We start from the raw sequence: 19,584 nt of genomic DNA on the forward strand, positions 1-19,584 counted from the left end.
AAAATTGCCGCCACTATACGGAAAGCTTAATCTTTCGTCGACTGGCGGCAGGGTAAAGAATTAGAAATTTTTTAATATTGCTGGCAACTCCACTTCACGCAGAGGGTTTACTCTCCGGTTCATCCGCAGGATCGCCGGTATGCTTGCCCTCTTCCGTCCCTTGCCAGCCGTGGCGCTGAACCAGCGACAGGTGATTACGATCCTCGTTGATGATTTCCGTCAGCATGGTGCTGGTGCGTTTAAACACCGCTGCGCGTTCGGTTGCCGTACTGCTCGCCATCGCCACCATCTCTTCCACCATCTCATGGTTAAAGCGGCGGAACAGATCGGCACGTTCACGCGCTTCATACGCACCAAGCCCCAGACTTTCCAGCGCCATGCGGCCAGATTTGAGCGCCCCTTCGAAGGTTTCACGTTCAGGGGCTGCCACCCCCGCCTGACGCAGCTGGATGTAGTGATCCACATCGCGCGCACGTGAGATAATGGTCAGATGCGGAAAATGCTCTTTAACCAGCTCAACCATCTGCATGCTGGTCTCAGGATCGTCGATGGCGTTAATCAGCACCTCGGCTTTCGCCGCCCCGGCGGATTCCAGCAGGTCCGCCCGGGTCGCATCACCATAAAACACTTTCATATCGAATTTACGCAGCGTATCAACATGGTCAGGATCGTGATCGAGGATAACCATTTTCACACCGCTGGAGAGCAGTAAACGGCCGGCGATCTGCCCGAAGCGGCCAAATCCGGCGATGATCACGCGAGGCTGCTCCTCGTCGATCTCATCGGCTTCTCGCTCCTGTTCGCTTCCCGTTTTTTCCAGACGCGTCAGCAGCACCAGCAGAATTGGCGTTGCGGCCATCGACAGCGCGACCGCCAGCGTCAGCGCTTTTGCCCATTCCGGATCGAGTACATTTGCCATTTGCGCTGCGCCAAAGACCACGAAAGCAAACTCACTCCCCTGCCCCAACAGCACGGCAAACCAGCGGCGTTGCGGTTTTGGCACGTTTAACGGTCGGGCAATCAGCCACAGCATCGCCATTTTAATGACCAGGAAACCCACCAGCAGAATGATGATGCGCAGCGGGTGGGTTACCAGCGTCCCGAAGTCGATAGACATCCCGACGCCGATGAAAAACAGCCCAAGCAGCAATCCTTTAAACGGCTCGATATCGCTTTCCAGCGCGTGACGATATTCGGAGCTTGCCAGTAAGACCCCTGCGAGGAAAGCGCCCATCGCCATCGACAGCCCAGCCTCTTCAAGCAGCAATCCAAAACCAAACACCAGGAATAACGCAACGGCGCTGAATACTTCGCGCAGGCCAGAGCGAGCCACAAAGCGCAGCAACGGACGCGTTACGTAGCGCCCCAAAAGAATTACCAGCGCCAGCGCACCGACAACCTTCAGCGCAGATAAGGCAAATGCCCCCAGCGTCGTTGAAGCGCCGCTGGTTGCCAGCAGCGGGATCATCGCTACCAGCGGGATGGCGGCAATATCCTGGAACAGCAGTACGGAGAAGGTGCTGCGCCCCATTTGCGAGACCGTCAGGTTACGTTCGTTCATTGCCTGCATGGCAATCGCCGTCGAGGAGAGCGCCAGCGTCATGCCGATCAGCTCTGCGACTTTCCACTCCATCCCCAGCAAAATGCAGAACCCGCCCAACAGCAGACCGCAGGCCAGCATTTGCAAAGCGCCACCGCCAAACACCGAGGCGCGCAGTTTCCACAGCCGCTGCGGATCCAATTCCAGGCCAATCCCAAACAGCATCAGCACCACGCCGATTTCCGCAAAATGCAGGATTGACTCGGCATCCGTCACCAGCCGAAAGCCCCAGGGGCCAATCACACACCCGGCAATCAGATAGCCGAGCACCGAGCCCAGCCCCAGACGGACCGCCACGGGCACAATTAATGCCGCCGCGCCGAGGTAAATCAGCGCCTGTATCATCGTATGGCTATCCATTGTGCCCCTCCTGCCACTCGAGTAAGCGTTGTTTGTAGTGACGAGCCTGCGCCTGCAAGGTTTCATCGTCGCAGACAAAGGTACAGTGCATTGCAAAAGGCGGAAGCCAGTTCAGGCCACAGTAAAGGGCGGTAGCCTGGAGCGGCTGCGCCAGCACGTCAAATCCGGGGAAAGCGCCAATCTCAAAGTGGCTTTCACCCCCACCGGTGGTTACAGCCCACATCAGGCTTTTTCCCTGAAGCGCTTTGCCGTTATGTCCGTATGCCCAACCGTGCGACAAGACTTTGTCGATCCACAATTTCAGCAGCGGAGGTGTGCTGTACCACTGCATCGGATGCTGCCAGACGATCAGATCGGCACGAGAGAGCGCCTCCTGTTCGGCGGCGACATCGATACTGAAATCAGGATAGAGTTGATAGAGGGAACGTATCTCAACGTTTTCGAGCGTCCTTGCCTGCTCAAGCATCCGTTTATTCGCATGCGAATGTTGCGGATAGGGATGCGCATAAATTATCAGAACCATGAATATGCCTGTCTTTTACTTTTCTTGTAGCATTGAGTGTAGACAGTTACCACCCCGACTTAAAGGGGCTATCTAACGGTTAAAAGTAAAACGCAAGTATTGGCAACCCATCCCACCTTACCAGCGACAGTGGCGCTAAACACGAAGAGCGATACGCGAGACAAATTCATCCTACAAAATAGTTATGGCCATTCATATTATCAACAGATATTTTTAGCGAAACTTAAGTCATTATTTAATAAATCAACCTGTACATAACCTATTGAAAAAATAATAATTTTATGCTTTTTTTGTTTTAAGCTCACGCTTTAAGACAGACTAAATACGTTTTACGCACGTTATCTAATGTTCCTTCTCACTCAAATGGATGTGTACATGAGCAACAATTTCTTTAGATTAAATCATACAACCAAAACTCTTGGAAAGATATTTCCTGCCTTGTTGATATGCACCCCTGCGGTTGCGTTTTCTGCAACGATTGACCAATCAACTTCTGTTCCTCAAGATTTCTCAGCCGATGCTGAATATATTATTAATAAAAACGTGACGATCTCCTCCGCCGGTAGTGAAGCGGCGGTATCTGTCTCTGGGTTTGCGATCGATAATGTCACTAACAAAGGAAATATTTCCGGTACAGGAACTGGCCTCGATATTAATACTGGCGCGCAACGTGTAGTTATTAACAATGACAGTGGTGCAACCATTTCTTCCACCACTGCGAATGCTGTGAATATTCAGTCATTACTCGGCGATTTCAACAACAATGGAAATATCATCGGTGCGGAAAATGGCATTTATGTCAGTGAAAGCTCCTCAGCAGTAAATATTACCAACACCAGCACTGGAGTGATAAAAGGAAAAACAGGCCTGAGTTCTCAGACTGGCATTGGTATTAATAACAGTGGTGCAATTATTGGTACAAGCGGTGACGCTATCACACTAGGCACTGGCAATACAAAGATATTAAACAGTGGTACGGTACAAGGAACCCAGAACGGCATTAATGTAAAAGATACGGCAAAAGTAGATATTACGAATAGCGGAACGATTAGTGGCGATACTGCGGCTATTATGTTCGCCAGCAATAAAAATAACACCCTGGTACTTGATACGGGTTCCACTCTTATCGGTGACGTTATTTCCACCAATTCCATGGGAAACACTCTCACTCTGATCGGCACCGGTACGGAAGACAGTAACTTCGTGGGTCTGAATGTAGGCGACGGTTTTGCCAGCGTAAAAATGGAGGGTGAAAGCTGGGCACTGTCGGGCGATCTCGACATTATTGGCTCTGGCGACTCCTTGCTGATAGAGACTGGCGCGTTAACCCTGTCGGGTGCGGTATCGAATACCGGTAATACGCGGGTGGCCAAAGACGCCTCGCTGCAACTGGGCGATGGCGAAAAAACTGCGACGCTCAGCGGTGGGCTCACCAACAATGGTACCGTCATTTTTAATCAGGGTAGCGATTTCACTTTCGCCACCGACATGACCGGTAGCGGTAACGTCGAAAAAGTTGATTCCAACACGCTGACCCTGACAGGCAAAAATAGCTATACAGGGAATACGGTTCTGCACGGTGGCACCACGCTGGTCTCCACCGGAGCAACGCTCGGCGTCAAGGGCAGTAACGCCACCGTTACCGTTGAAAACGGCGCGACCTTTGCCACCGCAGGCGAAGTGAACAACAACATCGCGATTCTTAGCGGCGGTACGCTGGCGGCATGGAATGCAGTCCAGGGTAACTCCACGCTCAGCGCTTCCGGTGTTGATACCATCAACGGCAACGTGGCTAATGGCGGCACGCTGTTGCTGAGTGCGGCTGATAATAGCGTTGGCAATAATTTTACGATTAATGGCGACTACACCGGCTCTGACGGTAGCCAGATTGTGATGAACAGCACTCTGGGTGAAGATAACTCACCAACTGACCACCTCACCATTACGGGCAGCAGCTTCGGTCAGTCCGGCGTCAGCATTACCAACATTGGCGGCGCAGGCGCGCAAACCATTAACGGTATGGAAATTGTCAGCATTGGCGGCAGTTCCGAAGCCCAGCTGACGCTGGCAAAACCGGTCGTCGCAGGCGCCTGGGAGTATAACCTCTACCAGCACAGTGACGGAAACTGGTATCTGGAATCAAAGGCGACGCCTTCTGATGATCCTTCCGACGACACCGATGACGGTGGCAATAATGATGACGGCGGTAACACCGACGGCGGTGGCAACACCGATGACGGTGGTAACACCGATGACGGTGGTAACACAGATGACGGTGGTAACGCCGATGATGGTGGTAACACCGACAACGGCGGCAACACCGACAACGGCGGCAACACCGATAACGGCGGTAACACCGACAACGGCGGCAACACCGATAACGGCGGCAACACCGATAACGGCGGCAACACCGATAACGGCGGCAACACCGATAACGGCGGTAACAGTGCCCCGGAAGTTATGGCACCTGAAGTGGGTGCTTACTTAGGTAACTACCTTGCCGCGCAGAGCATGTTCCTGCATAAGCGCGACGATCGCGACCAGCTCACTTTCCGCAATGAAGACGATCTGAACACTTGGATGTACGTTAAGGGTCGCTATCATGAGAACGATGCGGGTGGCGATAAAGTCAGCTACGACACCACCACCACCGTTCTGCAAGTCGGCAGCGATTTCATGAGCAAGCCAATGGATAACGGCATCCTGCGTGCCGGTGGTATGTTCGGTGCAGGCCAGGCGAAGACCCATTCTGATGCGAAGCACAACGTGCGTGACGCACAGGGTAAAGTTGATGGCTTTAATGTTGGGCTGTACGCCACCTGGCAGGAAGATCAGAAATTACGTCTGGGCAGCTACGTTGATACCTGGGCCGCTTATAGCTGGTACAACAACAAAGTCACCAGCAATCGTAACGATGAAGATTACGATAGCAAAGGTTTCGCCGCGTCTGTTGAAGTCGGCCACGCGTGGGTTATCCAGTCTGAAAATGAACGTACATGGAAGATCGAGCCACAGGCGCAGGTGATCTACAGCTATCTCGATCAGGAAAATCACACCGATCGCGACGGCGTACGCGTAACCACGCTGGACAATGACAGCGTCTTTGGTCGTCTTGGCGTTAAAGCAAGCTACTTCCAGCAGAAGGACGTCAAGGCCTGGCAGCCATACGTCGCAGTTAACTGGTTGAAAGGTGCTGGTCAAAACGATCTGGCATTCAACGACGAAACCGTCAGCAACGATACGCCAGAAGATCGTGGTCAGTTAGAGCTGGGCATAACCGGCAACCTGAACGAAACCACAACGATCTCCCTGCGTGCCAGCGGTGAGTGGGGTGAAAACAGCTATGCCGCTTACGGCGGTCATATTTTGTTAAACCATCGCTGGTAATCGATCATTCTGACGCAAAAAAAGCAGTGGCATGTGCCACTGCTTTTTTTTTAGTTATCCAGCTCACCCATTGATTTAACCTGGTCACGGTTAATCTGTTCAGTTTGACCGGTTTCGGCGTTTTTGTACGATACCAGACCGGTATCGTCATCCACCTGCGGTTTCCCGTCAGTAACGATAGTTTTACCATCGGTGGTTTTTACGGCCTGATTTGACGAACAGCCCGCCACAGTGAACATTGCAGTGGCAGCCAGAACGGAAGCGATCAGTAGTTTATTTTGCATGGTGTTTTCCCCTGCTCTCAGTTGAATTTTCGTTATCGACCTAACCATTTTAGGCTAACTGACTGAAAGCGGATGAAAAACCAGAAGGTTCTTAAGATGGGTAAAGAAAACCGTAGGGCGGGTAAGCGAAGCGCCACCCGCCACTTGCCCGGCGGCGCTAACGCTTGCCGGGCCTACGCAGATTACTTGCTAATCTGAGCGTGCATTTCCTGCACCGAAATCACCTTCTCGGTGGCATCCGCATTCAGCGCCATGGCCGTCGCGAAACCGCCGTTCAGGGTGGTGTCGTAATGCACTTTATACTGGAGCGCGCTGCGGCGAATCAGCTTGGAGTCTTCAATCGCCTGGCGACCTGCGGTGGTGTTGATAATGTAGGTGTACTCACCATTCTTGATACGGTCCTGAATGTGCGGACGACCTTCATGCACCTTGTTCACCAGACGCGGGTTGATCCCAGCTTCACCCAGCACAATTGCCGTGCCGTGGGTTGCATCCAGCTCGAAGCCCTGTTTAAGCAGCTTGGCGGCCAGGTCAACCACGCGCTCTTTATCGCCTTCGCGAACGGAGAGCAGCGCACGGCCCGATTTTCTCATGGTGGAGCTGCTGCCCAGCTGTGCCTTGGCAAACGCTTCTGCGAAGGTGCGGCCCACGCCCATCACTTCCCCGGTAGAGCGCATCTCTGGCCCTAACAGTGGATCAACGCCCGGGAATTTGTTGAACGGCAGCACCACCTCTTTCACCGAGTAGTACGGCGGGATGATTTCTTTCGTGACGCCCTGCTGAGCCAGCGTCTGGCCAGCCATCACGCGCGCCGCCACTTTCGCCAGCGGAATACCGGTCGCTTTAGAGACGAACGGTACGGTACGCGCCGCACGCGGGTTGACTTCAATCAGATAAACTTCGTTGTCTTTCACTGCGAACTGAACGTTCATCAGGCCGCGAACCTGTAGCTCGAAGGCCAGCTTCTGCACCTGCTGACGCATCACATCCTGAATCTCCTGGCTCAGGGTGTACGCAGGAAGAGAACATGCGGAGTCACCGGAGTGCACGCCAGCCTGCTCGATGTGCTCCATGATGCCGCCAATCAGCACCATTTCGCCGTCGCAGATAGCGTCAACGTCGACTTCAACCGCGTCGTCGAGGAAGCGGTCGAGCAGCACTGGCGCATCGTTGGAAACGCTCACCGCCGTCTGGAAGTAGCGACGCAGGTCGGCTTCGTCATAGACGATTTCCATCGCACGGCCGCCCAGTACGTAGGATGGACGCACCACCAGCGGGTAACCAATCTCTTTCGCTTTCTCAACGGCCATTTCAATCGCGGTCACGGTGGCGTTCGCCGGCTGTTTCAGCTTGAGACGATCAACTGCCTGCTGGAAACGCTCGCGGTCTTCCGCACGGTCAATCGCGTCCGGGCTGGTGCCGATGACCGGCACACCTGCTGCTTCCAGCGCACGCGCCAGCTTCAGCGGAGTCTGGCCGCCATACTGCACGATCACGCCTTTCGGCTTCTCGATGCGCACGATTTCAAGCACGTCTTCCAGCGTAACCGGCTCGAAGTAGAGGCGGTCGGAAGTGTCGTAGTCGGTCGAGACGGTTTCCGGGTTACAGTTGACCATGATGGTCTCGTAACCGTCTTCGCGCAGCGCCAGCGAGGCATGCACGCAGCAGTAGTCGAACTCAATGCCCTGGCCGATACGGTTTGGACCGCCGCCCAGCACCATAATCTTGTCGCGGTCGACGGACGGGTTCGCCTCGCACTCATCTTCATAGGTGGAGTACATGTACGCGGTATCGGTCGAGAACTCTGCCGCACAGGTATCCACGCGCTTGTAAACCGGGTGCAGGTCATACTGGTCGCGCAGCTTGCGGATCTCCGCTTCACGTACGCCCGCCAGTTTAGCCAGACGCGCATCGGCGAAGCCTTTACGCTTCAGCATGCGCAGGAAGTCTGCGTCAAGGCCGTTGATGCCCAGCTCTGCCACTTTCTCTTCCAGACGCACCAGCTCTTCAATCTGCACCAGGAACCAGCGGTCGATGTTAGTCAGGTTAAATACGCCGTCGACGGAGAGGCCCGCACGGAAGGCATCGGCGATGTACCAGATACGCTCTGCGCCCGCGTCTTTCAGCTCGCGGCGGATTTTGGTCAGTGCTTCCGGGTCGTCCAGGCTGACTTTCGGGTCAAAGCCGGTCGCGCCCACTTCCAGGCCACGCAGCGCTTTTTGCAGGGATTCCTGCTGCGTGCGGCCAATCGCCATGACTTCACCAACGGATTTCATCTGGGTAGTCAGACGGTCGTTCGCGCCGGCGAATTTCTCGAAGTTAAAGCGAGGAATTTTGGTCACAACGTAGTCGATGGACGGTTCGAAGGACGCTGGCGTGCGGCCACCGGTGATGTCGTTCATCAGCTCGTCAAGGGTGTAACCCACCGCCAGTTTCGCCGCCACTTTCGCAATCGGGAAGCCGGTGGCTTTGGAGGCCAGCGCGGAGGAACGGGACACGCGCGGGTTCATTTCGATAACAATCAGACGGCCGGTTTTCGGGTTCACCGAGAACTGCACGTTCGAGCCGCCGGTTTCCACGCCAATTTCACGCAGTACCGCCATCGAGGCGTTACGCATGATTTGGTACTCTTTGTCGGTCAGCGTCTGAGCTGGCGCAACGGTGATGGAGTCGCCGGTGTGGATCCCCATCGCGTCGAAGTTTTCGATGGAGCAGACGATGATGCAGTTGTCGTTTTTATCACGCACCACTTCCATCTCGTACTCTTTCCAGCCAATCAGCGATTCATCAATCAGCAGCTCTTTGGTTGGGGAGAGATCCAGACCGCGTTCGCAAATCTCTTCGAACTCTTCGCGGTTGTAGGCGATACCGCCGCCGGTGCCGCCCATAGTGAATGATGGACGGATGATGCACGGATAGCCCACGTCAGCCGCGACGGCCAGCGCTTCTTCCATGTTGTGTGCGATACCGGAACGCGCGGTGTCGAGGCCAATTTTTTTCATTGCCACGTCGAAGCGACGACGGTCTTCTGCTTTATCAATCGCGTCGGCGGTTGCACCAATCATGGTCACGCCGAACTCTTCCAGCACGCCCTGACGCTCCAGCTCCAGCGCGCAGTTCAGCGCCGTCTGGCCGCCCATGGTCGGCAGCACCGCATCCGGACGCTCTTTCTCGATAATTTTGCGTACCACTTCCCAGTGAATCGGCTCAATGTATGTCGCATCTGCCATTTCCGGGTCGGTCATGATGGTGGCCGGGTTTGAGTTTACCAGGATGACACGGTAACCCTCTTCACGCAGGGCTTTACACGCCTGCGCGCCGGAGTAGTCAAATTCGCAGGCCTGGCCGATCACGATCGGGCCAGCGCCAAGGATCAGGATGCTTTTTATGTCTGTACGTTTTGGCATGGTCTTCTCAGCTCCTGATTATTTAGCAGTCTTACGGTATTGCTCGATAAGTTCGATGAAGTGATCGAACAGCGGCGCGGCATCGTGTGGGCCCGGGCTGGCTTCAGGGTGGCCCTGGAAGCTGAACGCAGGCTTATCGGTGCGATGGATACCCTGCAAGGTACCATCGAACAGTGACTTATGCGTCACGCGCAGGTTAGCTGGCATCGTCGCTTCATCCACAGCGAAGCCGTGGTTCTGCGCGGTGATCATTACCGTGTTGTTGTCGATATCTTTCACCGGGTGGTTACCACCATGGTGGCCGAACTTCATCTTGACGGTGTTCGCTCCGCTCGCCAGCGCCAGCAGCTGATGGCCGAGACAGATGCCGAATACCGGGATATCGGTTTCAAGGAAGGACTTAATGGCGTCGATAGCGTAGTCACACGGCGCCGGGTCGCCAGGACCGTTAGAGAGGAAGATGCCGTCCGGGTTCATCTTCAGAACATCTTCCGCAGACGTTTGTGCCGGGACGACCGTCAGGCGGCAGCCACGGTCAACCAGCATACGCAGGATGTTGCGCTTGGCACCAAAATCGTAGGCCACCACGTGGAACGGCAGCTCGCTTTCCGGTTTCGCTTCCGGCAGGTCGCCTTCCAGCGTCCAGCTTCCCTGCGTCCAGCTGTAGGCTTCTGTGGTAGTCACTTCTTTCGCCAGGTCCATCTCGTTCAGGCCCGGGAAGGCTTTCGCTTTTTCCAGCGCCAGCGCCGCATCGAGGTTGTCCCCTGCGATGATGCAGCCATTTTGTGCACCCTTCTCGCGCAGCAGACGCGTCAGCTTACGGGTATCGATATCGGCAATCGCCACAATGTTATGGCGCTTCAGGTAAGAAGAGAGGTCTTCGGTGTTGCGGAAGTTGCTGGCAATCAGCGGCAGGTCGCGAATGACCAGGCCTTGCGCATGTACCTGAGAGGATTCTTCGTCAGCCGCATTGGTGCCGACATTGCCGATATGAGGATAAGTAAGAGTAACGATTTGGCGAGAATAGGAAGGATCAGTGAGGATTTCTTGATAACCGGTCATTGAAGTATTGAAAACGACTTCCCCAACCGCCGAACCCGTTGCCCCTATGGCCCGACCGATAAACTGGGTTCCGTCTTCCAGAACCAATAGCGCTGACTTAATCAAAACACCCTCCAGAGAATATTCACTCACTTTATTTGCATATTAATTCATAACCATGTCATGGATCAATGCAAATGTGTTGCCAGCGGATTTTTGGCAAACGGCGGCATTCTGGGGATTTGCCATGTAAAAGTCAACTTAAAACGGGGATTTTGTTTATTCTTTTGCAGGCCTGATGGCTTGATTTCAAATTAAGCGGCAAAAAGATCAACTAAATCACTGTGGAAACCGCTTGCGCAGGCAGTTTAAAAGAAACAATCGTCTTGCGGGAATAAAAAGTGGACCAGATGGTCAAAATTTACAGTACAGCAACATAAAATAGCATGAAAACACTTACTTTAAATGAGTTAAATACAATAATTCTTTGAAATGAACAAAATAAAAGGGCAATAAAATATTGCCCTATGCAATCAAATAGTTACGACTGCAATAACCACATCACGATGGGTAATAACGCTTACAAATTGTTGAGTTCGAGCACATCTCGCATATCAAAAAGACCATTTGGCTTATCTTTTAGCCACAGTGCGGAGCGTACCGCCCCGTTTGCAAACGTCACGCGGCTGGATGCTTTATGTGTGATTTCGACCCTTTCACCAATATCGGCGAACATAGCGGTATGTTCGCCGACGATATCACCTGCGCGAACGGTGGCAAAACCAATGGTGCCAGGCACGCGCTCGCCAGTGTGACCTTCGCGAGAATAGACCGCGATGTCTTTCAAATCTTTATCCATTGCATAAGCAATCGCTTCGCCCATCGCCAGCGCCGTGCCAGATGGGGCATCGACTTTATGGCGGTGGTGCGCTTCAATAATCTCAATGTCGGTATAGTCGCCCATCACCTTCGCTGCCTTTTCCAGCAGTTTCAGCATAACGTTAACGCCTACGCTAAAGTTCGCGGCGAAGACAATTGCAATGTCGGCGGCTGCTTCATGAATGGCCTGTTTACCGGCATCATCGAAACCGGTGGTGCCAATCACCATCCCTTTACCGTGCTGGCGGCAAAACGCCAGGTGAGTCAAAGTGCCTTCCGGACGGGTAAAGTCGATGAACACGTCAAAGTCTTCTTTCACCGCCTCCAGGTTGCTCTGCACGGTAACGCCTGTCTTGCCCGCGCCTGCCAGCTCGCCCGCATCGGAGCCCAGCAGGGATGAACCTTCACGCTCCAGGGCCGCGCCAAGTGCCACGCCATCCATCTGTAGTGCCGCCTGAATCAGCTGGCGACCCATACGTCCACCCGCGCCCGCAATGGCGACACGGATCTGTGCATCATGCATAGTTATTCTCTTACGTTAAAATGATGTAAACCGTTTTCAGATTAACCAGCCTTCGCTAAGGCTGCCAACTGAAAACACCAATAATTAGAATTTAACGTGAAACCGACTCAGATATCAGTAAAAGACATGATTTTGTCGTCACGATAAGATACGAAGCAAAAAAAAGGCCAGCACAGAAGGTGCTGGCCTTTCATCAGAAAAGAAATTATTCCACTTCGCGGGCGTCGATTCGCAGCTCTTTCGGCACTTCAAAGACAATGTTCTCTTCACGGCCTTCCAGCGGCACCGCTTCGCCACCACCCAGCTCTTGCAGGCGGGCAATGACGTTTTGCACCAGAATATCCGGCGCTGAAGCACCTGCGGTAACACCGACGCAGTCCGCGTTTTTCACCCACGCTTCCTGAATGTCCGTTGCGTCGTCGATCAGAAACGCCGCTTTCCCCATACGCTGCGCCAGTTCGGCCAGACGGTTAGAGTTAGAGGAGTTTTTTGAACCGACCACCAGCACCACGTCCGCCTGTTCAGCCAGCGCGCGCACGGCTTCCTGACGGTTGGTGGTTGCGTAGCAGATATCATCTTTGCGCGGCCCGACGATTTTTGGGAAGCGCTGGCGCAGGGCGTCAATCACGTCTGAGGTGTCGTCCACGGAAAGCGTCGTCTGGGTCATAAACGACAGACGCGCTTCGTTTTTCACATTCAGCGTAAAAACGTCTTCCGGCGACTCAACCAGATACATACCCCCTTCCGGGTTGCTGTACTGACCCATGGTGCCTTCAACTTCCGGGTGACCGGCATGGCCAATCAGAATCGACTCTTCACCACGACGGCTTGCACGCGCCACTTCCATATGCACCTTGGTCACTAACGGACAGGTGGCATCGAATACGGTCAGATCGCGGCTTTTGGCTTCGTTACGTACGGCCTGGGATACGCCGTGCGCTGAGAAGATGAGGATTGCGCCGTCCGGCACTTCGCTGATCTGCTCGATAAAAATCGCACCGCGCTCGCGCAGGCTGTCGACCACGTAGCGGTTGTGCACCACTTCGTGACGCACGTAAATCGGCGCGCCGTAAATCTCCAGCGCATTTTCAACAATGCTGATAGCGCGGTCTACACCGGCGCAAAAACCGCGCGGGTTAGCCAACAGGATCTGCATTTCAGTCCTCCAGCGCCGGATCGATCTCCAGCACTTCTACATCAAAATGAACGGTACGCCCGGCAAGCGGATGGTTGAAGTCAACGGTGATGGAATCCCCGTTGATTTCGCGGATCACGCCAGGCATTTCACTGCCGTCCATAGCGGTAAAGAGCATAATCGCCCCGATCTCCGGTTCACCCGCATCCATAAACTCACGGCGCGAGAAGTACTGAATCAGATCCGGGCTTGGCACACCGAATGCCGCATCCGGCTCCAGTGAGAACGCTTTTTTCTCACCCTCTTTCAGCCCGAGAAGCTGTTGTTCGAGGCCTTCAGACAGGGAGGTGTCGCCCAGACGAAACAGCGCCGGTTTGCCATTGTTGCGGGTGGATTCGGCCGTGGAGCCGTCATCCAGCTTCAGCGTGAAATGAACGAGAACCGCGCTGTTGCTCTGTACGGATTTAGACATGCAAATTGCTCGCTTGTTTTGGGTCACCTGTTGCCCGGTGGCGCTACGCTTACCGGGCCTACGGGGGCCACAAATTCTGTAGGCCGGGATCGCTACGCGTCACCCGGCTGGTTTTGTTACGCCTGCTCTTTCGCGGCCGGTTTAGGCAAGAAGCCTTCCAGCACGATTAACGCTGCACCAACGCATATTGCGCTATCGGCGAGGTTAAAGGTCGCAAAGTGCCAGTTGCCGACGTAGAAGTCGATCATATCGACTACAAAGCCGTGCCACAGGCGGTCAAACAGGTTACCCAGTGCGCCACCAATGATCAGCGCGTAGGCGATGTTATTCAGCTTTTGCGTGGCCTTCGAGCGGTACATCAGCACCGCGAGCACGACGCAGATACCCATTGCGATACCTGCGAAGAACCAACGCTGCCAGCCACCGCTGTCGGCAAGGAAACTAAACGCCGCGCCGTAGTTGCGGGCGTAGTGCAGGTTAAGCGACGGGAACAGCGGGACCGTATCCCCCAGAGCGAAATTCTGGAGGATCAGGAACTTGCTGCCCAAATCAATAATCAGCACCACTACCACCAGCCACAGCCAGCGCAGTCCTGTTGAACAGAGAGTTTTACTCATCAGGCAAACTTACGTTTTTCGCCGTCGCCGGCGACGTTGCTTACACAGCGTCCGCAGATGTCTGCGTGTTCCGCCACCTGGCCGACATCGGTAGTGTAATGCCAGCAACGCGGGCATTTTTCACCATCGGCTTTGCTCAGTGCGACCTTCAGTCCTTTGAGCAGTTCGCTCTGCTGAGCATCAGCAGATGCCTCGGCATAATCCGCAACTTTCGCACCGGAGGTCAACAGGACAAATCGTAATTCATCGCCCAGCGCGGTCAGCTTCGCGGCCAGCTCAGGCTCTGCGTACAGGGTCACCGTCGCTTCCAGAGAGCCACCGACTTTCTTGTCAGCGCGCGCCTGCTCGATTACCTTGTTCACTTCGCCACGCACTTTCAGCAGCTCGTCCCAGTAGGCGTCGTTCATTGCTTCAGTGCTGGAGAGGTCGAACAGACCTTCGTACCACTCGCCGGTGAAGACATACTTCTCACGGTCGCCCGGCAGGTAACCCCAGATTTCATCTGCGGTGAAGGACATGATCGGCGCCATCCAGCGTACCAGCGCCTCTGCGATGTGGAACAGCGCGGTCTGGCAGCTACGACGCGCCACGCTGTCCGCTTTCGCGGTGTACTGGCGGTCTTTGATGATGTCGAGATAAAACGACCCCATCTCAATGGAGCAGAAGCGCATCAGGCGCTGCACCACTTCGTGGAAGTCGTAAGACTCATAGGCTTTCAGAATATCTTCCTGTGCCGCTTTCGCGCAGCCTACCGCCCAGCGATCGAGCACCACCATCTCTTCCGGCTTCACCATGTCTTTTACCGGATCAAACCCGTTCAGGTTCGCCAGCAGGAAGCGCGCGGTGTTACGGATACGACGATAGCTGTCAGCAGCACGTTTCAGGATCTCGTCAGACACCGCCATTTCGCCCGTGTAGTCGGTGGATGCCACCCACAGGCGTAGAATATCCGCGCCCAGCTTGTTCATCACGTCCTGCGGAGAAACGGTGTTACCGATGGATTTGGACATCTTACGGCCCTGACCATCCACGGTGAAGCCGTGGGTCAGTACCTGGCGGTAAGGTGCTTTGCCCTTCATGGCGGTGGAGATCATCAGGGATGACATGAACCAGCCGCGGTGTTGGTCGGAGCCTTCCAGATACATGTCGGCAGCGTGACCGGCGAACTCAGGGCGCACGTCAACCACGGAGGAGTGGGTAGACCCGGAGTCGAACCACACGTCCAGGGTATCCGGCACTTTCTCGTAGTTGTCCGCGTCAGCGCCCAGGATGTCACGGGAATCGAGATCCCACCACGCCTGAATGCCGTCAACTTCAACGCGCTTCGCCACCTCTTCCATCAGTTCCAGGGTGTTCGGGTGCAGTTCCTGCGTCTCTTTATGCACGAACAGCGACATCGGCACGCCCCAGGTGCGCTGACGGGAGATACACCAGTCAGGACGGTTAGCCACCATGGATTCGATACGCGCCTGGCCCCAGTCCGGGATCCACTGCACGCCTTTGATCTCTTTCAGAGACTGCTCGCGCAGGCCTTTCTGGTCCATGCTGACGAACCACTGCGGGGTCGCACGGAAGATAATCGGGGTCTTATGGCGCCAGCAGCACGGATAGCTGTGCTGCATTTTCTCAACGTGCAGCAGCGCGCCGCTGGTGCGAAGCATGTCAACGATGATGTCGTTGGCTTTAAAGACGTTGATACCGTCCAGCGCCGGGTAGGTGCCAGGCAGGTAAGAGCCATCCGGACCGACCGGGTTGGCGATTTCCAGACCGTATTTCAGGCTGATGTTGTAGTCGTCAGGACCGTGGCCGCCGGCGGTATGCACCGCACCGGTACCCGCGTCCAGCGTGACGTGGTCGCCCAGGATCGCCGGAACGTCGAAGTCCAGGAACGGGTGTTTGAAGCGCATCAGCTCCAGCGCGTCGCCTTTTACGGTACCCAGCACGCTGTAATCAGTGATGTTCGCGCGTTTAAGCACGCTTTCAACCAGATCTTTTGCCAGGATAACCGCGCGACCATCAATTTGTACCAGCGCGTACTCAAACTCACCGGACAGGGAAATGGCACGGTTGGCTGGTAACGTCCACGGGGTGGTGGTCCAGATAACCAGCGAGACTGGACCGCTTACGCCTGGCAGGCCAAATTTAGCTTTGATCGCATCCTGATCGACCGCTTCGAACGCCACGTCGATAGAAGGCGAGGTTTTGTCGTAATACTCTACTTCCGCTTCTGCCAGCGCAGAACGGCAGTCCACGCACCAGTGCACCGGCTTAGCGCCTTTATGCAGGTGACCGTTGCCGATGATTTTACCCAGCGCACGGATAATGTTGGCTTCGGTTTTGAAGTCCATGGTCAGGTACGGGTGCGACCAGTCGCCCAGCACGCCCAGACGGATGAAGTCAGCGCGCTGACCGTCAACCTGGGTGGCAGCGTATTCGCGGCATTTCGCGCGGAACTCTGCGGCGGTGAACTTCTCACCTGGCTTACCGTACTCTTGCTCCACTTTCAGCTCGATTGGCAGACCATGGCAGTCCCAGCCCGGAACATAAGGCGAGTCATATCCCGCGAGTCCTTTGGACTTCACGATAATGTCTTTCAGAATCTTGTTTACAGAGTGACCAATATGAATGCTGCCATTCGCATAGGGAGGGCCATCATGCAGAATGAAGGTTTTTTTGCCTTTTTTGGCTGCACGAATGATGCCGTACAGGTCATCATCAGTCCAACGCGCCAGCATTCCCGGTTCGCGCTTGGCGAGATCGCCGCGCATCGGGAACCCTGTTTCCGGCAAATTCAGGGTTGATTTATAGTCACTCATCAGATTCTCGGTTCCGTATTTATCACGTAGGCAGTTAAGCCGGTTCTAAAGCCCAAAAAACTCGCGGGCCGTTAATTCATCTCGCGCGATTTGCGCCTTAAGTTCATCCAGCGAAGCGAATCGCTGTTCATTGCGTATTTTTTTACGCAGTATCACATCTATATGGCGACCGTAGAGGTCCATTACAACGTCCAGCAGGTGTACTTCTAACTGTTGACGCACACCGGAAACCGTTGGACGTGTACCAATGTTGGCAACACCGTAAAAAGGCTTCTCACCCAGTCCTGCCACTTCCACCGCATAGACCCCTTTAACCGGGGAGACCTGACGACGCAGCGGTATATTCGCCGTCGGAAAACCTATCGTGCGGCCCAGCGCATCGCCATGGACCACACGACCTGAAATTGTGAACTGATGACCCAGCAGCGTTTCTGCCGTGTCAAGTTCATCGTTCGCCAGCGCCTGACGTACCGCCGTGCTGCTGACGCGCACCCCGCCCTCACAGAAGGTCATCGTACTGGTGACGTCAAACCCGTACTCCAGGCCAGCCTTCTGTAATAACAAGAAATCGCCCTGACGACCAGCGCCAAAGCGGAAATCATCGCCCACGGCGAGAAACTGCACGCCAAGCTGCCTGACCAACAGATCGCTGACAAAGTTTTGTGCGGTCAGCGCGGCAAACCGACGGTCGAAGCGTACGCACAGGACGTAGTCCACGCCGGACTCCGCCAGGTAGCGTAACTTCTCACGCAGACGCGTCAGCCGCGCGGGGGATTTCTCGCCGGCAAACAGCTCCAGCGGCTGCGGTTCGAAAATCATCACCACAACGGGCAGGCCACGCGCCTCCCCTTCTTTACGCAATCCCTGCAACAGCGCCTGATGCCCACGATGCACGCCGTCAAAATTACCAATGGTCAGCACGCACCCGTGCGGGGCTTGACTGAGATTATGTATGCCGCGTATCAGCTTCATGACTGGCTCAAAACAGTGAAAATCGCCAAAGTATACCTTGTACGGCGGTTAAGGTTAACCGGCGATTGTTCACGCGAAACAGAAAGCCGTATGATTTCATCAGGCTGACCTTTCACAGCAAAAAAATCTGCCCGAGAACTGCGATTTTTATGCCGAAAGGCTGTATTCACGAAAGACAAGCTGGTAGAATCCTGCGCCATCACTACGTAACGTAGCGTCGCTCATTAACGGCGCTTATTTGCACAAATCCATTGACAAAAGAAGGCAAAGAGGGCATATTCCTCGGCCTTTGAATTGTCCACATAGAACATATTTGGGAGTTGGACTTGGCTAATATCAAATCAGCTAAGAAACGTGCCGTTCAGTCTGAAAAGGCTCGTAAGCACAACGCAAGCCGTCGCTCTATGATGCGTACTTTCATCAAGAAAGTATACGCAGCAATCGAAGCAGGCGACAAAGCTGCAGCGCAGAACGCATTTAACGAAATGCAACCAATCGTGGATCGTCAGGCTGCTAAAGGTCTGATCCACAAAAACAAAGCAGCGCGTCATAAAGCAAACCTGACCGCGCAGATCAACAAACTGGCTTAATCGCTACTTGTTGTTGCTTGTTTGAAAGAACCCGCTTAACGCGGGTTTTTTTATGTCTTCAGATTGCCGGCGGCGTAAACAGCGCCGAGTAGTCGCGGTTGCAGATTCGCTGCACCGCCGGGTGCTGAATCATCCTTTCGGCGAATATGGCGTGATACTCTTCCATCACGTTATCCACCCTGCCAATCTCGGTAATCTTGTCGTCTGAATAGAGATCGTGCGCGTACAGCGTCGGGGCAACGAAGATAGCGTTGTGCGCCTCGCCAAAAGCCTTCATCAAAGCCGCATCGTCGAACTCACCGAGGATCTCCACGTTCAGCCCCTGCGAGTTAAACCAGTTCAGCAGCTTACGTCCGAGCATAGACCGCCTACCCGGCACCAGCAGGCGGCGCTCTTCCAGGCAAGCAGGAAACGGTTTTTCCGGCGGCGGATTAATGCACCAGAAACTGACGCCGCATTCGCCAATTTTCACCGAGAACAAGCCTTCCTGCTGCGTGGAGTCGATTGGGCAATCCGAAATGATCATATCCAGCTTATGCTGGCTCAGCTGTTCCAGCAGCATCTCGTGAGTGGACTCAAAGCAGCGTAAATGAATCTGTTCATCTTCCACCACCGCCGCATCCAGCACACCGCTTACCAGCCGTTTGGACAACGCATCCGCCACGCCCACGTCAAAGAGCAGGTTCGACTCTTTGCGATAGTTAACGATATCCAGCATCTCCTGGCTCAGGGTGAACATCTTGTCCGCATAGCGGAACACCAGTTCGCCCAGCTCGCTCGGCTCAATGCCACGTCCTTTCCGCTTAAAAAGCTTGCCCTGTAAGCGCTCTTCCAGGGCTTTGATTTGCCCGGTAATAGTTTGTGGTGTCAGATAGAGCGCCTCTGCCGCTCCCACGACCGAGCCCTGCTTGTAGACATGCCAGAAGTAATAGAGATGGTTATAGTTCAAATGAGACATCACGTTTTCACTCCCTGATA

14 protein-coding genes are annotated in these 19,584 nt (G+C 54.5%); 2 read left to right on the forward strand and 12 right to left on the reverse strand.

What is annotated here, in order from left to right:
* Nucleotides 1–94: 94 nt before the first annotated feature.
* Together kefC and kefF are read right to left on the reverse strand one after the other, a co-directional pair.
* Nucleotides 95–1,960 carry a glutathione-regulated potassium-efflux system protein KefC gene (gene kefC, locus C3451_RS06360; protein ID WP_124304257.1) on the reverse strand — a complete coding sequence of 622 codons (1,866 nt, stop codon included), beginning with the start codon at nt 1,958–1,960 and terminating at the stop codon, nt 95–97.
* Nucleotides 1,953–2,483, reverse strand: a complete 531-nt coding sequence (gene kefF / locus C3451_RS06365) for a glutathione-regulated potassium-efflux system oxidoreductase KefF (protein WP_023305423.1) — start codon at nt 2,481–2,483, stop codon at nt 1,953–1,955. Before kefF ends, kefC begins: the two co-directional genes overlap by 8 nt.
* A 375-nt stretch (nt 2,484–2,858) precedes the next feature.
* Between kefF and C3451_RS06370 the strand changes: the two genes are divergently transcribed.
* Nucleotides 2,859–5,870: an autotransporter outer membrane beta-barrel domain-containing protein gene (locus tag C3451_RS06370; protein ID WP_063139107.1), complete on the forward strand. Its 3,012-nt coding sequence runs from the start codon at nt 2,859–2,861 to the stop codon at nt 5,868–5,870.
* A gap of 50 nt (nt 5,871–5,920) precedes the next feature.
* On the opposite strand, the gene C3451_RS06375 is transcribed toward C3451_RS06370, so the two are convergent.
* The 9 genes from C3451_RS06375 to ribF form a co-directional block, all read right to left on the reverse strand.
* On the reverse strand, nt 5,921–6,154 hold the full coding sequence (locus tag C3451_RS06375; protein ID WP_003856439.1) for a YgdI/YgdR family lipoprotein: 234 nt from the start codon (nt 6,152–6,154) through the stop codon (nt 5,921–5,923).
* Nucleotides 6,155–6,336: 182 nt separating this feature from the next.
* A complete protein-coding gene (gene carB / locus C3451_RS06380) occupies nt 6,337–9,561 on the reverse strand; it encodes a carbamoyl-phosphate synthase large subunit (protein ID WP_032625437.1) in 3,225 nt (1,074 codons plus the stop codon).
* An 18-nt stretch (nt 9,562–9,579) separates the two neighbouring features.
* Nucleotides 9,580–10,728 (reverse strand): glutamine-hydrolyzing carbamoyl-phosphate synthase small subunit, encoded by a 1,149-nt coding sequence (gene carA / locus C3451_RS06385; protein ID WP_124304258.1) that lies wholly within the window; start codon nt 10,726–10,728, stop codon nt 9,580–9,582.
* A gap of 454 nt (nt 10,729–11,182) precedes the next feature.
* Entirely contained in the window at nt 11,183–12,004 is an 822-nt protein-coding gene (gene dapB / locus C3451_RS06390) for a 4-hydroxy-tetrahydrodipicolinate reductase (RefSeq protein WP_045621251.1), read from the reverse strand.
* A gap of 205 nt (nt 12,005–12,209) precedes the next feature.
* Nucleotides 12,210–13,160: a 4-hydroxy-3-methylbut-2-enyl diphosphate reductase gene (gene ispH / locus C3451_RS06395; protein WP_045621249.1), complete on the reverse strand. Its 951-nt coding sequence runs from the start codon at nt 13,158–13,160 to the stop codon at nt 12,210–12,212.
* A 1-nt stretch (nt 13,161) separates the two neighbouring features.
* Nucleotides 13,162–13,611 carry an FKBP-type peptidyl-prolyl cis-trans isomerase gene (fkpB, locus tag C3451_RS06400; RefSeq protein ID WP_022647009.1) on the reverse strand — a complete coding sequence of 150 codons (450 nt, stop codon included), beginning with the start codon at nt 13,609–13,611 and terminating at the stop codon, nt 13,162–13,164.
* 116 nt (nt 13,612–13,727) lie between these two features.
* Complete coding sequence (lspA, locus tag C3451_RS06405) at nt 13,728–14,228, reverse strand: signal peptidase II (protein ID WP_022647008.1); 501 nt, start codon at nt 14,226–14,228, stop codon at nt 13,728–13,730.
* On the reverse strand, nt 14,228–17,044 hold the full coding sequence (gene ileS, locus C3451_RS06410; RefSeq protein ID WP_038415308.1) for an isoleucine--tRNA ligase: 2,817 nt from the start codon (nt 17,042–17,044) through the stop codon (nt 14,228–14,230). The genes lspA and ileS overlap by 1 nt, the downstream gene beginning before the upstream one ends.
* Nucleotides 17,045–17,089: 45 nt before the next feature.
* Nucleotides 17,090–18,016: a bifunctional riboflavin kinase/FAD synthetase gene (ribF, locus tag C3451_RS06415; RefSeq protein WP_045621247.1), complete on the reverse strand. Its 927-nt coding sequence runs from the start codon at nt 18,014–18,016 to the stop codon at nt 17,090–17,092.
* Between the two features lie 326 nt (nt 18,017–18,342).
* Between ribF and rpsT the strand changes: the two genes are divergently transcribed.
* Nucleotides 18,343–18,606, forward strand: coding sequence for a 30S ribosomal protein S20 (gene rpsT, locus C3451_RS06425; RefSeq protein WP_003856458.1), 264 nt, complete (start codon nt 18,343–18,345; stop codon nt 18,604–18,606).
* 58 nt (nt 18,607–18,664) lie between these two features.
* On the opposite strand, the gene nhaR is transcribed toward rpsT, so the two are convergent.
* Nucleotides 18,665–19,564, reverse strand: a complete 900-nt coding sequence (gene nhaR / locus C3451_RS06430) for a transcriptional activator NhaR (protein ID WP_003856462.1) — start codon at nt 19,562–19,564, stop codon at nt 18,665–18,667.
* Nucleotides 19,565–19,584 lie beyond the last annotated feature (20 nt).

This window comes from Enterobacter sp. 301B, assembly GCF_003850715.1.
Taxonomy (GTDB): Bacteria; Pseudomonadota; Gammaproteobacteria; order Enterobacterales; family Enterobacteriaceae; genus Enterobacter; species Enterobacter intestinihominis.

What these genes read in the sequence shown, in the direction of transcription:
- kefC (WP_124304257.1), bottom strand. Translation starts at nt 1,960, where the DNA reads ATGGATAGCCATACGATGATACAGGCGCTGATTTACCTCGGCGCGGCG.
- kefF (WP_023305423.1), bottom strand. Translation starts at nt 2,483, where the DNA reads ATGGTTCTGATAATTTATGCGCATCCCTATCCGCAACATTCGCATGCG.
- C3451_RS06370 (WP_063139107.1), top strand. Translation starts at nt 2,859, where the DNA reads ATGAGCAACAATTTCTTTAGATTAAATCATACAACCAAAACTCTTGGA.
- C3451_RS06375 (WP_003856439.1), bottom strand. Translation starts at nt 6,154, where the DNA reads ATGCAAAATAAACTACTGATCGCTTCCGTTCTGGCTGCCACTGCAATG.
- carB (WP_032625437.1), bottom strand. Translation starts at nt 9,561, where the DNA reads ATGCCAAAACGTACAGACATAAAAAGCATCCTGATCCTTGGCGCTGGC.
- dapB (WP_045621251.1), bottom strand. Translation starts at nt 12,004, where the DNA reads ATGCATGATGCACAGATCCGTGTCGCCATTGCGGGCGCGGGTGGACGT.
- ispH (WP_045621249.1), bottom strand. Translation starts at nt 13,160, where the DNA reads ATGCAGATCCTGTTGGCTAACCCGCGCGGTTTTTGCGCCGGTGTAGAC.
- fkpB (WP_022647009.1), bottom strand. Translation starts at nt 13,611, where the DNA reads ATGTCTAAATCCGTACAGAGCAACAGCGCGGTTCTCGTTCATTTCACG.
- lspA (WP_022647008.1), bottom strand. Translation starts at nt 14,228, where the DNA reads ATGAGTAAAACTCTCTGTTCAACAGGACTGCGCTGGCTGTGGCTGGTG.
- ileS (WP_038415308.1), bottom strand. Translation starts at nt 17,044, where the DNA reads ATGAGTGACTATAAATCAACCCTGAATTTGCCGGAAACAGGGTTCCCG.
- ribF (WP_045621247.1), bottom strand. Translation starts at nt 18,016, where the DNA reads ATGAAGCTGATACGCGGCATACATAATCTCAGTCAAGCCCCGCACGGG.
- nhaR (WP_003856462.1), bottom strand. Translation starts at nt 19,564, where the DNA reads ATGTCTCATTTGAACTATAACCATCTCTATTACTTCTGGCATGTCTAC.